11 protein-coding genes are annotated in these 15,278 nt (G+C 67.5%); 9 read left to right on the top strand and 2 right to left on the bottom strand.

Annotated elements, in window-relative coordinates:
* Window positions 1-98 precede the first annotated feature (98 nt).
* On the bottom strand, window positions 99-1,484 hold the full coding sequence (locus tag OG205_RS18805) for an SDR family NAD(P)-dependent oxidoreductase (protein ID WP_330277530.1): 1,386 nt from the start codon (window positions 1,482-1,484) through the stop codon (window positions 99-101).
* A gap of 26 nt (window positions 1,485-1,510) precedes the next feature.
* Here OG205_RS18805 and OG205_RS18800 point away from each other — a divergent pair, with 26 nt between their 5' ends.
* Genes OG205_RS18800 through OG205_RS18790 form a run of 3 tightly spaced genes read left to right on the top strand, consistent with a single transcriptional unit; the run spans window position 1,511 to window position 3,885 of the window.
* Window positions 1,511-2,215 (top strand): HAD family hydrolase, encoded by a 705-nt coding sequence (locus OG205_RS18800; RefSeq protein WP_330277529.1) that lies wholly within the window; start codon window positions 1,511-1,513, stop codon window positions 2,213-2,215.
* 54 nt (window positions 2,216-2,269) lie between these two features.
* The gene (locus tag OG205_RS18795) at window positions 2,270-3,472 is read left to right on the top strand and encodes a DUF4231 domain-containing protein (protein WP_330277528.1); all 1,203 of its coding nucleotides are present in this window, start codon (window positions 2,270-2,272) and stop codon (window positions 3,470-3,472) included.
* Complete coding sequence (locus tag OG205_RS18790; protein WP_093588176.1) at window positions 3,469-3,885, top strand: SLATT domain-containing protein; 417 nt, start codon at window positions 3,469-3,471, stop codon at window positions 3,883-3,885. The genes OG205_RS18795 and OG205_RS18790 overlap by 4 nt, the downstream gene beginning before the upstream one ends.
* A 278-nt stretch (window positions 3,886-4,163) precedes the next feature.
* Here OG205_RS18790 and OG205_RS18785 read toward each other — a convergent pair whose 3' ends face one another.
* Window positions 4,164-4,847, bottom strand: a complete 684-nt coding sequence (locus OG205_RS18785; protein ID WP_330277527.1) for a DUF2306 domain-containing protein — start codon at window positions 4,845-4,847, stop codon at window positions 4,164-4,166.
* Window positions 4,848-4,937: 90 nt separating this feature from the next.
* Here OG205_RS18785 and OG205_RS18780 point away from each other — a divergent pair, with 90 nt between their 5' ends.
* The 6 genes from OG205_RS18780 (at window position 4,938) to OG205_RS18755 (ending at window position 15,278) form a co-directional block, all read left to right on the top strand.
* Entirely contained in the window at window positions 4,938-5,153 is a 216-nt protein-coding gene (locus tag OG205_RS18780; protein ID WP_330277526.1) for an RNA-binding S4 domain-containing protein, read from the top strand.
* A gap of 376 nt (window positions 5,154-5,529) precedes the next feature.
* Complete coding sequence (locus OG205_RS18775) at window positions 5,530-7,038, top strand: sugar transferase (protein ID WP_330277525.1); 1,509 nt, start codon at window positions 5,530-5,532, stop codon at window positions 7,036-7,038.
* Window positions 7,039-7,052: 14 nt separating this feature from the next.
* Window positions 7,053-8,075 (top strand): Gfo/Idh/MocA family protein, encoded by a 1,023-nt coding sequence (locus OG205_RS18770; RefSeq protein WP_330277524.1) that lies wholly within the window; start codon window positions 7,053-7,055, stop codon window positions 8,073-8,075.
* A complete protein-coding gene (locus OG205_RS18765) occupies window positions 8,075-9,076 on the top strand; it encodes an NAD-dependent epimerase/dehydratase family protein (RefSeq protein WP_330277523.1) in 1,002 nt (333 codons plus the stop codon). The genes OG205_RS18770 and OG205_RS18765 overlap by 1 nt, the downstream gene beginning before the upstream one ends.
* Before the next feature lie 153 nt (window positions 9,077-9,229).
* A complete protein-coding gene (locus tag OG205_RS18760; RefSeq protein WP_330277522.1) occupies window positions 9,230-10,354 on the top strand; it encodes a DegT/DnrJ/EryC1/StrS family aminotransferase in 1,125 nt (374 codons plus the stop codon).
* 220 nt (window positions 10,355-10,574) lie between these two features.
* Window positions 10,575-15,278 (top strand): DUF4082 domain-containing protein, encoded by a 4,704-nt coding sequence (locus OG205_RS18755; protein WP_330277521.1) that lies wholly within the window; start codon window positions 10,575-10,577, stop codon window positions 15,276-15,278.

Raw genomic sequence — 15,278 nt, 5'->3', positions numbered from 1 at the left:
AGTACTCGAACAGGTGTTCAAATAACCCTCTGACCTGACGAAAGGGCTCGTTCGGGTGCGTCCGACGGGTACCTCGGACGCGTGTATCTGGCAAATCGTCACCAGGGGGAAGGGCCGTAGTCCTTAAGGAAGCAGCCGTACAGGTCCTCGCCGGCCTCGCCGCGCACGATCGGGTCGTACACCCGCGCCGCGCCGTCGACCAGGTCCAGCGGGGCGTGGAAGCCCTCCTCGGCGAGCCGCATCTTCATCGGGTGCGGCCGCTCGTCGGTGATCCAGCCCGTGTCGACGGCGGTCATCAGGATGCCGTCGGCCTGCAGCATCTCCTCGGCGCTGGTGCGCGTCAACATGTTCAGCGCGGCCTTCGCCATGTTCGTGTGCGGGTGCCCGGAACCCTTGTAGGCGCGGGAGAACTGGCCTTCCATCGCCGACACGTTCACCACGTACTTGCGGCGGTACGAGGACTTCGCCATCGACGACCGCAGCCGCGAGATCAGCAGGAACGGCGCCGTCGAGTTGCACAGCTGCACTTCCAGCAGCTCCACCGGGTCGACCTCGTCGACGTTCTGGATCCACGAGTTGACCGGCGCGGTGTCCGGCACGAGGCCGCCCGCGTCGATGTCCTTGGAGCCCGCCATCAGCGCCAGCGTCGTCACCGAGTGCGCCTCGGGCACCGCCGTGCCGGGCAACGCCAGCTGCCCGTGCCCGCCGAACGAGATCAGCTCGGGACGGCGGGCGTCACCGGTCAGCTCGTCGTGCTCGGCCTGGGCCAGCGGCGTGTAGGCGTTGGCGGAGCGCCGCACGGTCTGCGCGGCGTTGTTGATCAGCACGTCCAGTGGTCCGCGCGACGCCACCTCGTCGGCCAGCGCCAGCACCTGGGACGGGTCGCGCAGGTCGATGCCGACGATCTTGAGCCGGTCGATCCAGTCGGCGGCGTCCGGCATCGTGGCGAACCGGCGCGCGGCGTCCTTGGGGAACCGGGTGGTGATCGTGGTGTGCGCGCCGTCACGCAGCAGGCGCAGCGCGATGTACATGCCGATCTTCGCGCGCCCGCCGGTCAGCAGGGCGTTGCGGCCGGTGAGGTCCGTGCGGGCGTCGCGCTTGCCGTGGTTGAACGCGGCGCACTCGGGGCAGAGGTTGTGGTAGAAGGCGTCTACCTCGACAAACCTCTTGCGGCACGTGTAGCAGGACCGCGCGCGCAGCAGCGTGCCCGCCGTGGCGCCGGCGGCGTTCGACACGAGGGGGAGGCCCTGCGTCTCGTCGTCGATGCGGTCCGGCGACCCGGTGGCCGTCAGCGCGGTCACGGCGCGGTCGTTGGCCGTGACGGCGGCCTTGCGTTCGGTCTTCCGGAACTTCTTCGCGGCCTTGAAGATCTTCGCGGTGGCCCGGCGGACGCGCACGGCGTCGTCGTGTTCCGCCGGCAGGTCCTCGACCTGGGCAAGCACGCGCAGGCAGACTTCCAGCTCTGCGGGGTCGATCGAGGTCATGATCAGGCATTTTACGGGGTGAGGGGGTGCTCGGAGTGACCGGGCCCGAACTGCTGGTGCTGTGGGACATCGACAACACGCTGATCGCCGCGCGCGGTTTCGGCGGGCTGATGTACCGCGAGGCGTTCCGGACGGCGTTCGGCCGGGAGCTCGCGGGCCCCGTCGACCTCGGCGGACGCACCGAGCTGGACATCATCTCCGAGACCCTGCGGCAGCACGGCATCGAGCACACCGAGGAGGCGTCGCAACTGCTGGCCGACGCCCTGGCGGACTCCTTCGAGACGCGCCGCGCCGAGCTGCCCGGCCACGGCGAGGTCCTGCCCGGCGCCCTCCAGGCGCTGGAACACTTCGCGAACGACCCGCGCGTGCACCAGGGCGTGCTGACCGCGAACCTCCGCAGTGTGGCGAGGATCAAACTGGAGGAGTTCGGGCTGGCGCACCTCGTCGACTGGGACGCGAGCGCGTTCGGCGACGACCACGCCGATCGCGCCGAGCTCGTGACGTTCGCCCGTGAACGCGCACAACGGATCCGGCCGTTCGCACAGGACGAGGTCGTGCTCATCGGCGACACCCCGCACGACGTCTACGCGGCGACGAAAGCGGGAGTGCGGCTCGTCGCCGTGGCCACCGGCCGCAGTTCGAGACAGGATCTCCACCAAGCTGGAGCCCAGATCGTGATCGACGACCTGAGCGACCTGTCGCGGCTGGCCAGGAGCGTGTGGGCCACCTGAGACGGGTCTGAACGGCCCTGGCCGACGGTCGATCACGGCGTTATGGTGCGCGGCATGCCCACAGCAGGCGGCCCGACAGTCAAACGGCTGTCCCAGCCGGACGCCGACATCAAACCGAAGGCCCTCGGAATGCCCCGAGGCCGCACGGTGATCTCGGTCTTCGGCTCTACAGAAGACATCGAGACGGATCTCGCCGCGAAGTTGTTGCCGGTGCTCAGATCCGTGGTCGTGACGGCGGCGCGCAACGGCGCCGTGTTCGTCACCGAAGGCACCGACCGAGGCGTTGTCCACTTGCTGGGCATGGCTTTGCAGGCGTGCGAGCAGCGCTGGCCCGTCGTCATCGGTGTCGCGCCCAGCAGCAAGGTGCACGACCTCACCGAGAGCTCCACCAACGGTCAGGTAGCGCTGGAACCCAACCACAGCATCGCCGTCATCGTGCCCGGTTCGGAGTGGACGGACTCGACGCCGGTGCTGTTCCGCACGATCGACGCGGTGCGCAACAAGAAGCCCGTCGTCGCTCTCGTCGTCGGAGGCGAGAACGAGCGGGAGGTCATCGACCACCTCAGCGGTGACAACCCGCTGCTGGTGCTCGCCGGCACCGGTGGTCTCGCGGACCGCATCGCGACGGGTGACCTCACCGGCGACCTCGCGGTGCTCGTGCGCAGCGGCAAGATCTTCATCATCCACGTCGACGAGGGCGCCGGTAAGGCAGTCACCGCGCTGGAACGGCTGCTGGGCAAGGAGAAGCCCGTCAAGCCGCCGCGGATCCTGCCCAAGGTCCGGTACAAGGCGCCGGAACCGCGCCCGCTCGTCGATCCCGGCTTCGTCGTGGCCTATCCGACGCTCGCCGACGCCATCCACGACGCGAACCAGGTCGTCGCGCCGGCGTTCCAGGAGCTCGACTCCGAGGCCGAGGTCGAGCAGAACCGCTACCGGCTCACGGCCGTGCTCGCGATCGCGGGCGGCCTCACCACGACGGTGTTCGCCGGGCTGCAGACCTGGCTCCAGGACACGCCGTGGCCGGGCGTGCTCGTCGTGGCGGGTGGCGCGTTCGCCGCGGCCATCACGATCGTGGCGCGCAAGCGGGAGTCGCTCGACAAGTACCTCACCGCCCGGTCGCGCGCGGAACGCCTGCGGGCGCTCTACTTCGCGCACCTCGCCTCCGTCGCCCCGGCCACGGAGGAAGAGCGTCTGGACAAGGTGGCGGATCTGGAAGCCGCGGTCAGCAACCGCAAGCACGAGGTGGTACGGACATGAGCGACAAGCAGCGCCAGGCCCAGTTCGTGGAAGCCTATCTGCGCCACCGCTTCCAGGACCGGCTCGACCACTTCGAACGCGCCCGCAAGCGCTACTCCCGTGCTCGCACGTGGACGGTCGCGCTCGCGGCCGCGTTCTTCATCGCCGCCGCTGCCGCCGCGGCCGTGGGGATGGCGGACGGGCCGCGCAGGGCCATGTGGGGTTTCGTGGCAACGGTTCTGGCCGCTTTGGGCACCGCGATGTCGCTGTACGAGGCGACGTTCGGGTTCCGCCGCCTGGCGCGGGAGAGCGCCACCACTTCCGTTGCGCTGCAACGACTCGCGGTGGACGGTCCCACGCCGGACGACGTGGACGACGAACGACTGGTCGCATTTGTGACCGAAGTGGAATCGGTGCTCAGGTACGGCAGGTGAAGTCGAATCGTGGCAGAATGATCAGGGGATTGGTCGAAGAAAGCGCTCCCACGGTTACCACGCAGCGTGGGTGATCGATTACGGTAAGCGTCGGTTCTGGTGTTTTCGTCACCCAGTTGCCATGATGACCACATCCCCCGATGCGGAAGCAGGCACGAGATGACTTGGGCGCGTCCCGCGATCGCCGAGCCCGAAACCGGCACCTTCGCCGAGGCCAAGGCTCTGGAGAAGGAGCACAGCACGATTCAGAACAGCAAGGCGGCACGCACCGTGGCCTGTCACGCCACGGACGCGCTCGACTGCGCTGACCTGCTGGAAATGCTCGGCTTGAACGCCACGGAGGGCAAGGTCCGGGTGTAGCCCCGCGACTGGACCCACCACTCGGCCACCAGCAGGTTCACCACGAACGACAGCCAGTTCGCGGTGGCGAAGATGAGCAGCCCGTCCCCGTCGGGCATCACCGAGCCGAGTGCGAGGCCCCAAAGGCGACCCGTCACGGCGGCGCCAGTGAGTGCGAAACCGCGGATCATCCAGATGCGGTGCTCGCCGAACTGGCGCCGCCGTGCCGTCTTCAGGCCGTAGAGCGCCGTCACGAACCACAGCACCGACAGAACCGTCAGCGGCGCGGACGAGGCCAGCCCGGCCAGCGACAGCTGGGCGCACACGACGCCGAGCAACGACGACGGCAGGACCGCCGCGAAGTACACGCGACCCATGACGCGGTGCACCCGCGGATGCCGGCCGCGCAGGCGTGGCCAGAACTGCGAGACACCCGCGAGGACCGCGACCGTTCCGGTGAAGATGTGGGCGACCAGAAGGCCGTAATGGGCCGGCCCGTGCAACGGCGGTCTCGCCTGATCCATGTCCAGGGTGACGTACGCGCTCGCGGCGAAGATCGTTATCGCGACGCAGACGAATCCCGATACCGCCAACCAGGCGGCGTACCCCCACGAAGTTTTCATACTTCAAGCGTGTCAACGCCTTCACTCGAACGCGCTGGTGTGGCCCCCCGAGCGAGCAGTGGGGAGCGCCCTACTGGGATGATGGGACTCATGCGGACGGTCGAGATCTCCGAAGAGCCGATCAGGCTAGGACAGTTCCTCAAGCTGGCGCAGCTGGCCGAGGACGGTGCACACGCCAAAGGGCTCATCGAGGACGGGGAAGTCCACGTCAACGGCGCTGTGGAGCTCCGGCGTGGAGCACAGCTGCGGCACGGTGACGTAGTGGTCGTCGAGAGTGACGAAGTACGCATTTCCGTTCGGCCGTAGCGCATTACTCCGTTCAGCGGTAAGTGCATGCACAATGGCAGTCGATCAGACTAGGGCCTGAAGACCTGTTCTGAGCCATTACCTCGCGGCATACGTATCCAATTATGTCCCTTGTGGACATCTGGAAACGTGTTACGTCGCCACGGTTTCCAGGTGGTGAGACGCGCGTCACGTCCGGTATTCGGACTTCGGGAAAGTTTTTTCCAGGGTCTGTAACGCCGATGCCGGTACGTGCGAATCACCGGTTGCGAGCTTCGGGCGCCAATCCAGTTTGACGTCGTGCCGAAGATCGCGAAGCTGGAAGTTTCCAAGGTCCTCGGGGTGACCTGTGCCTGTGCGTGTCCAAAATCGCCGCTGAGCCGGGGAGATCAGAACGATGAGTGAGCAGGTCCGCGCTGCCCGTGACGTCGCTGCCCGTGACGTCGAAGGGTTGCGCTCCACGCTCAATCCTCTGTCGGAACACAGACAGACGCACCCACCCGTTGCCCGCTGGGAAAGCCGCTACCGCTATGCCGTGATCACCGCCGACGTGCTGACCGTTGCCCTGGTCGTCATCGCCGTCGGTGCCGTCATGAGCATCAGACACGCCGCTTTCGGCCCGCTTTCCCTTGCACTGCTGGACATACTCACAGTAGTCCTCGTCGTCGGTTCGCTCGCGATCAACCGCGTGTGGACGCCGACCGTTCTCGGCCAAGGTGCTGAGGAATTCCGAAGACTCGGCCGGGGTTTGTTCGGTGCCGTCGTGGCGCTCGGCCTCGGAGCGCTCGCCGTCGACATCCCCGGCGCCCGCCTGTGGATCTTCGTCGTGGTTCCCGCGATCGCCCTGGTCGCGTTCCCCATGCGTTACCTCCTGCGCCGCCCGCTGCATCGCGGCCGCAGTGAAGGACGCTTCCTGCTCTCGGTCCTCGCCGCCGGCAACCTGGACACGGTCGAGGACCTCATCCACCGCACCAAGCGCGTCGCCCACCTGGGCTGGCGCGTGGACGCGATCTGCACGATCGACGGCCGCGGCCGCTCCGGCACCGACGTCGAGGGCGTTCCCGTCGTCGGCCAGCTGCGCGAGCTCGCCGAGCACGTCCGCCGCGGTGGGTACCGCATCGTCGCCGTCACGCCCGACGCCTACTGGACACCTCGCCGTCTCCAGCAGCTCGCGTGGGCACTCGAGGGCTCCGGTGCCGAAATGGTCGTGTCGCCCGGTCTCATGGAGGTCGCCGGCCCGCGACTGCACATGAGCGCCGTGCTCGGCATGCCGCTGCTGCGCGTGAGCGAACCGGCACTGAGCGGATTCCGCCGTCTGGTCAAGGAAGTCGTCGATCGCGTCGGAGCGTTCGTCCTCCTGGTCCTGCTGGCACCGCTCATGTTCGCCGTCGCCGCGTTCGTGATGATCGACAGCCGTGGTCCCGTCTTCTACCGCCAGAAACGGGTCGGCAAGACCGGCGTGCCGTTCACGATCATCAAGTTCCGCACGATGGTGACCAACGCCGACGCGTTGCGCGCCAGGCTCGCCGCTGTCGACGAAGGCAACGGCGTGCTGTTCAAGATGAAGAAGGACCCGCGCATCACCAAGGTCGGCACGTTCCTGCGCCGCTACTCGATCGACGAGCTTCCACAGCTGTTCAACGTCCTCGCGGGCAGCATGTCGCTCGTCGGCCCGCGCCCGCCGCTGCCGGAGGAGACCGCGAAGTACTCCTCGGACGTACGGCGCCGCCTGCTGGTGAAGCCCGGACTGACCGGCCTGTGGCAGGTGAGCGGACGGAGCGATCTCTCGTGGGAGGAGTCGATCCGGCTCGACCTGCGCTATGTCGAGGACTGGTCGCTCGCCCTCGACCTCGTGATCATGTGGAAGACCTTCCGCGCCGTCTTCGGCGGCCAGGGGGCCTACTGATGGGGAACCAAGACGTGATTGGCCTTGCTGTCATCGGAGCCGGGTACTGGGGGCCGAACCTCGTTCGCAACGCCCAGGCCACCCCGGAGCTCCACCTGCGCTACCTGTGCGATCTCGACGTCGAGAAGGCCCAGCGCGTGCTGGGCCAGTACTCGACCGTGCGCGCCACGGCGTCGCTGGACGAGGTCCTCGCCGACCCGGACGTCCACGCGGTCGCCATCGCCACCCCCGCGGCCACGCATCTGCCCGTCGCCCTCGCGGCGCTGGAGGCCGGCAAGCACGTCCTCGTGGAGAAGCCGCTCGCGGCGAACTTCGAGGACGGCCTCAAGCTCGTGGAGACCGCCGAACAGCGCGGCCTCACGCTGATGCTGGACCACACCTTCGCGTACACGTCGTCGGTGCAGCACCTGCGCAAGATCATCCGCGGCGGTGAGCTCGGTGACATCCAGTACATCGACTCGGTGCGCATCAACCTCGGTCTGGTGCAGCCGGACGTCGACGTGCTGTGGGACCTCGCCCCGCACGACCTGTCGATCTTCGAGGCGATCCTGCCCGACGACGTGTACCCGGTGGAGGTCGCGGCGCACGGCTCCGACCCGATCGGCGCGGGCGTCGCGTGCGTCGGCCACCTCACGGTGCGGCTGTCCAACGGGGCAATCACGCACGTGCACGTGAACTGGCTGTCGCCGACGAAGATTCGCACGATGGTCATCGGCGGTTCGCAGCGCACGGTCGTGTGGGACGACAACAATCCCGCACAGCGACTGTCCATTTACGACCGGGGCGTCGACAAGTCCCCGGAGCAGCAGAAGATCTCCTACCGCACCGGCGACATGGTCGCGCCGGCGTTGGTGGAACGCGAGGCGTTGCGCACGATGATGGCGGAGTTCGCCGCGTCCATCACCGAGAAGCGGGCGCCGCTGACCGACGGCCGCGCGGGTCTGCGCGTGCTGGCGGTGCTGGAGGCGGCGTCGGAGTCGCTGCGCGCCGGCGGAGTTTTCGTTCCTGTTCAACAAGTCGAAGGCAAGGTGTCCTGATGTCGGCCAAGGAGTTGGGTCAGCCCATCGCCGGTCAGCGTGCGCTCGTCACCGGTGGTGCGGGCACGATCGGTTCCTCGGTGGTGGACCAGCTCGTCGAGGCCGGCGCGGCCGAGGTCGTCGTGCTGGACAACTTCGTGCGCGGCCGCCGCGAGAACCTGGCCGCCGCGCTGGAGTCCGGTGTCGTCCGCATCGTCGAGGGCGACATCAACGACAAGGCCCTGGTGCGCGAGCTGACCGAGGGCATGGACCTCGTCTTCCACCTCGCCGCCATCCGCATCACCCAGTGCGCCGAGGAACCGCGGCTCGCGCTGGAGTGCCTGGTCGACGGCACGTTCACGATCCTGGAGGCCGCCGCGGCCGCCGGGGTGAAGAAGGTCATCGCGTCGTCGTCGGCGTCGGTGTACGGGCTCGCGGAGTCGTTCCCCACCAACGAGCGGCACCACCCGTACAACAACGACACCTTCTACGGCGCCGCGAAGGCGTTCAACGAAGGCATGCTGCGCAGCTTCAAGGCCATGTACGACCTCGACTACGTGGCGCTGCGCTACTTCAACGTGTACGGCCCGCGGATGGACGTCCACGGTCTGTACACCGAGGTGCTCATCCGCTGGATGGAGCGCATCGTCGACGGCAAGTCGCCGCTCATCTTCGGTGACGGCGCCCAGACGATGGACTTCGTGCACGTGCACGACATCGCACGCGCCAACATCCTCGCGGCCAAGGCGCCGGTCACGGACACGGTGTACAACATCGCGTCCTCCCAGGAGACATCGCTCAAGGAGCTCGCCCTCGCGTTGCTTGCCGCGATGGACTCCGACCTGCCGCTGGAGCACGGCCCCGAGCGCAAGGTGAACGGCGTCACGCGCCGGCTCGCCGACATCAGCCTCGCGGCCACCGAGCTCGGCTGGAAGCCCGAGATCGGGATGGACGGCGGTCTGCGCGACCTCGTCGCGTGGTGGCGTGCCGAGAAGGCCGCCGCCGACGCGGCGGGCGCGTAACCCCCAAGACCGCGGACGCGGCCGACACCCCCAGGTCCGCCGCGTCCGCGCCCCTTTCCGCGACCGTCACTGGAGTTCCACCCGCCGTCGAACTCCAGTGGCGGTCGCGGACACCAACTCCGCCAATGAAGAGGTAGAGCTTTGATTCCGGTAATGCGGCCGTTGCTCGGCGAAGAAGAGGCGCTCGCCGCCGCCGAGGCCGTCCGGTCCGGCTGGGTGGCCCAGGGTCCCCGAGTCCGGGAGTTCGAAGAAGCGTTCGCCGCCTCGGTCGGCGCGCAGCACGGTGTCGCGGTGTCCTCCTGCACAACGGGTCTGCACCTGGCCGTGCACGTGCTCGGCATCGGCCCCGGCGACGAGGTCGTCGTGCCGTCGCTGTCGTTCATCGCCACCGCCAACGCCGTGCGCTACACCGGCGCCACCCCCGTCTTCGCCGACGTCGAGGTGGAGACCGGCAACCTGAGCGCGTCCACAGTGGAAACCGTGCTGACCGAACGAACACGCGCGGTCATGGTCGTGCACCAGGCCGGCGTGCCCGCGGACGTCGACGCGCTCAAGGCGTTGTGCGAACCGCGTGGCATCGCGGTCATCGAGGACGCGGCCTGCGCGGCGGGCTCCACCTACAAGGGCAAGCCGGTCGGCACGAACGCGCTGCTGGCCGCCTGGTCGTTCCACCCCCGCAAGCTCCTCACCACCGGTGAGGGCGGCATGGTCACCACCGACGACCCCGAGTGGGCCGTCCGGCTCAAGCGCCTGCGCGAGCACGGGATGAGCGTCTCCGCGGCGGACCGCCACAACGGCGGAAGCGCCGTCATCGAGCAGTACCTGGAGACCGCGTTCAACTACCGGATGACCGACATCCAGGCCGCCGTCGGCCTGGTGCAGCTGTCCAAACTGGACGCGATCATCGCCCGTCGCCGTGAGTTGGCCGCGCGCTACCACGAGTTGCTGGACGGCGTCGTCGAGACCGTTCGTGACCCTGAGTACGGGACGACGAACTACCAGTCGTTCTGGGTCTGGCTGCCCGAGGGCGCCGACCGTCAGGAAGTCCTTGCGGGCCTTGCCGAACGCGGCGTGAGCGCACGGCGTGGAATCATGGCGTCACACCTCGAACCCGCCTACGAGGGTCACCCCAGCGTCGCGCTGCCGGTGACGGAGGCCTTCACGGCCCGGACGCTGATCCTTCCGCTCTTCCACGACATGACCGAGTCCGAACAGGACACCGTCGTGTCAGCGTTGTCGGAAACTCTCCACACATCCCAACTGACCGTGCGTGGTTGAAAAATAAAGATTCAACCCTCACCGGAACATTTTTGTGTTGACACGTAACAGTTCTAAACAGATCGCCGACGTTCGGAGTAGCAGCCCTGTGCTGTCCAGCGTAGTGCGCGGATCACACACGGTAACTCCGTCCGAGAGGTAGAACCCAATGGTGGCTCAGCAGTCGCGTCTCGTGCGGGTGCTTGTGATCACGGCATTAATCGCATCGACGATGTTCGTGATGGGGGTCTTCAACGCCCCCAACGCCAATGCTGCTCCGTGTGACTTCCCCGTCACCAACAAGGTCGCGTGTGAGAACACGCAGACCGGTGCGGACAACTGGCAGGCGCAGTACCGGGACGACACGATCCTCGGGTACACGACCGACATCAGCTACAACATCGGCCAGACCGTCAGCTTCAAGATGCTGACGTCGGCCTCCTCGTACAAGCTCGACATCTACCGGATGGGCTGGTACGGCGGCAAGGGCGCCCGGCACATGGGCACGGTCAACCGCAACACCCCGCAGAACCAGCCACCATGTCTGCGGGACGCGCCGACCGCGCTCGTCGACTGCGGCAACTGGGCCGTGTCGGTCACCTGGAACATCCCCTCCACCGCGGTCTCCGGCATCTACTACGTCCGCATGACGCGCAACGACACCGGCGCCGAGAACGAGATGGCGTTCGTCGTCCGCGACGACGCCTCCACCTCGAAGGTGTTCTTCCAGACCTCCGACGCCACCTGGGTCGCGTACAACCGCTACGGCGGCAACAGCCTCTACTTCGGTGACGGCCCCGGCCAGGGCGGCAGCTCGTACAAGGTCAGCTACAACCGCCCCTACACCGGCGGCGACGGCGACGAGAACTTCATCTTCAACGCCGAGTACCCGATGCTCAGGTTCATGGAGCGCAACGGGTACGACATGAGTTACACGACCGACGTGGACTCCGCCCGGCGCGGCAACCTGATCAAGAACCACAAGGTCTTCATGGCGGTCGGCCACGACGAGTACTGGTCGAACGAGCAGTGGAACAACGTGATGGCCGCCCGTGACGCCGGCGTGCACATGGCGTTCCTGACCGGCAACGAGATCTTCTGGAAGACCAAGTGGGAGAAGAGCATGGACTCCTCCCAGACCGACTGGCGCACCATCGTCTGCTTCAAGGAGACGAAGGGCACCCAGAACGACGGCACGAACACCTGGACCGGCACCTGGCGAGATCCTCGCTACAGTCCGCCCCAGGACGGCGGCAAACCCGAGAACGCGTTGCTCGGCAACATGTTCACCGTCAACGGCCGGCGTGACGACGCGCTGCAGGTGCCGGCCGCGTACGGCAAGATGCGGCTCTGGCGCAACACCGACCTGGCGAACCTGGCCGCGGGCACCACGTACACGTTCCAGCCCGGCACGCTCGGCTACGAGTGGAACACCGTCTACGACAACGGCTTCCAGCCCGCCGGCGTCGCGCAGATGTCCCGCACGACGGTCAACCTCGACGGCTACTACGGCCTGAAGAACTACGGCGACGAGTACGGCTCGGGTCCCGAGACGCACGCGATCACCTACTACCGCGCGCCTTCCGGTGCGCTGGTGTTCGGCGCCGGCACGGTGCAGTGGGCGTGGGGCGTCGACGACGAACACGCGTTCCCGACCAACACGCCGACGTCGGACAAGCGGATCAAGCAGGCGACGGTCAACTTCCTCGCGGACATGGGCGTGCAGCCCTACCAGCTGTGGGGCGCGGACCAGCTCACGGTCTCCGGCGCCATCAACGACAACGCGGCACCCGGCGTGCAGATCACGACCCTGCCGGCGCAGTCGACGGTCGGGCAGGCCTACACCTTCGGCGGCACCGTGATCGACGCGTCCGGCAAGGTCGCGGGCGTCGAGGTCTCGACCGACGGCGGCACCCGCTGGCACTACGCCACCTGGCTGGCGGGCCAGACGTCGTGGAGTTACACGTACACGCCGAACCAGTCCGGCACGGCACAGATCAGGGTCCGCGCGGTCGACGACTCGCTGAACCTCTCCACACCGGTGAGCGCGACGCCGAACGTCACCGCCAAGACCTGCCCGTGCGGCATGTTCGCCGGCACGGAGGTCCCGAAGGTCGCCTCGGCCGACGACAGCTCGCAGCTGGAGCTCGGCGTGAAGTGGAAGGCCGCCAGCAACGGCTACGTCCGCGGCGTGAAGTTCTACAAGGGCACCGGCAACACCGGCACGCACACCGGCAGCCTGTGGTCCTCCACCGGTGATCTGCTCGCCACCGGCACGTTCACCAACGAGAGTCCGACGGGCTGGCAGACGCTGCTCTTCCCGTCGCCGATCGCGGTGAACGCGAACACGACCTACATCGTGTCGTACTACACGCCGACCGGGCACTTCGCCTACGACACCGGCGGGTTCTACCAGCAGCAGGCGTACATGCAGCCGATCACCGGCCTGCAGTCCGGTGTGGACGGACCGAACGGCATCTTCCGCTTCGGCGCCGGCTTCCCGAACCAGACGTTCGACAACACGAACTACTGGGTCGACGTGGTGTGGGCGACGGACCCCGGTCCCGACACCCGCGCGCCGATCCAGAACGCGAACTCGCCGGTGACCAACGCCGGTTCGGTCGCGCTGAACACCACGGTGTCCGGCACGTTCGACGAGAACGTGACGCTCAGCTCGGCGCAGGTCACGGTGACCGGCCCGTCCGGCGCGGTCACGGGCACCAAGTCGATCTCGAACGACGCCCGCACGATCACGTTCACGCCGTCCGCTCCACTGGCGGCAGCCACCGCCTACACCGTCACGATGAGGGCGGCGGACGCGGCAGGAAACCTTTCCTCGCAGTCGAACTGGACGTTCACGACAGGATCGCCGCGCCCGGCGGCCTGCCCGTGCACGATCTGGGACGACTTCGCGGCACCGGCCGTGATCGACGCCGGTGACACCAGTCAGGTCGAGGTCGGCACCAAGGTCCGCTTCGACGGCAAGGGCGAGGTGCTCGGCGTCCGCTTCTACAAGGGCTCCGGCAACACCGGCACGCACACCGGCTCGCTGTGGACCTCCACGGGTCTGCTGCTCGCGACCGGCACGTTCACCGCGGAGACCACGTCCGGCTGGCAGAAGCTGATGTTCAACTCGCCGGTCCAGGTGCAGGCGAACACGACCTACGTCGTGTCGTACAACGCCCCGAGCGGCCGTTACTCGGTCTCCTCCGGCTACTTCAACGGCCAGGAGGCGAGCTACCAGTCGCTGCACGCGTTGCAGAACGGCACGGACGGCGGCAACGGCGTCTACAAGTACGGCACCGGTTTCCCGAACTCGTCGTACAACGCGACGAACTACTGGGTCGACGTCATCTACCGCAACGGCCTCAACGGTGACACCACGCCGCCGACGATCACGAACCGCGCGCCGGCCGTGAACGCGACGAACGTGGGCCTGCAGAACGCCCTCACCGCGACGTTCAGCGAGCCGGTCGACCCCGCGTCGGCGCAGATCTGGCTGAAGGACCCGAAGGGCGCCAAGCTGTCCGGCTCGGTGTCGCTGTCCGGCGACCAGAAGACGGTCACCTGGACGCCGTCCGCCAAGCTCGTGTCGGGTACGCAGTACCAGGCACACGTGGGCATCGCGGACGTCAACGGCATCGCGATGACGGCTGCCGCGGAGTGGAACTTCACGACCACGACGACGCCGACCTGCCCGTGCTCGCTCTTCAGCACGGCAACGGTGCCGGACGAGACGTCCGCGGACGACTCGGGCGCGTACGAGCTGGGTGTCAGGATCACCCCGACCCAGTCGGGCCAGATCACCGGCGTCCGCTTCTACAAGGGAACCGGCAACACCGGCACGCACACCGGCAGCCTCTGGAACACCAACGGTCAGCGCCTCGCGACGGGCACCTTCACGGGTGAGACCGCGACGGGCTGGCAGACGCTGACGTTCTCGCAGCCGGTGGTCGTGAGCTCCGGCCAGACCTACACCGCCTCGTACACGACGACCACCGGGCACTACGCGGTGAACGCCGGGTACTTCGGGACGGGTCCGGTCAACTCCGGTCCGCTGTCGGCACCGCAGGAGCTCAACGGCGTCTTCGTGCCGGGTGCGGGCTTCCCGACGATGACGTACGGCTCCGGCAACTACTGGGTCGACGTGATGTACCAGCCCAACGCCGACAACGTCGCTCCGGTGGCGCAGTCGCACACGCCGCTGACCGGCGCGAGCGACGTGGCGTTGAACTCGACGGTCACCGTGTCGTTCGACGAGCCCGTGGATCTCAACTCGGCGCAGTTCGACGTCACCGACCCCGGTGGCGCGAAGATCGCCGGCACGCGGGCGCTCTCGCCGGACAGCAGGATGATCACGTTCACGCCTGCCGCCAGGTTCGCGGCGTCCACCGTGTACTCGGTGACCGCGAAGGCCGCGGACACGTTCGGCAACATGATGGCCAACCCGGTCACGTGGTCGTTCACCACGACGACGACGCAGACCTGCCCGTGTTCGCTGTTCAGCGCGGCGACCGTTCCGACGGTAACTTCGGCTGATGACAACGGCGCGTACGAGCTGGGCGTCAAGTTCACGTCGAGCACGAACGGGCAGATCACCGGCGTGAAGTTCTACAAGGGCGCGGGCAACACCGGCACCCACACCGGGTCGCTCTGGTCCGCGGACGGCCAGCGCCTGGCCACCGGCACGTTCTCGAACGAGACCGAGTCGGGCTGGCAGACACTGACCTTCAGCTCGCCGGTGTCGATCACGGCGAACACCACGTACACGGCCTCGTACACGACCACCGTCGGCCGCTACGCGGTGAACGAGGGCTACTTCGGCACGGTGACCTCACCGCCGCTGGGTGCCACTCCGTCCGCGGGTGTGTTCACCGCCGGGTCCGGGTTCCCGACGTCGACCTACAACGGTGGCAACTACTGGGTGGACGTGATGTTCCAGTGA

The sequence above is a fragment of the Lentzea sp. NBC_00516 genome (assembly GCF_036346835.1).
GTDB lineage: Bacteria > Actinomycetota > Actinomycetes > Mycobacteriales > Pseudonocardiaceae > Lentzea > Lentzea sokolovensis.
This window is presented reverse-complemented; position numbering and strand designations above follow the sequence as displayed.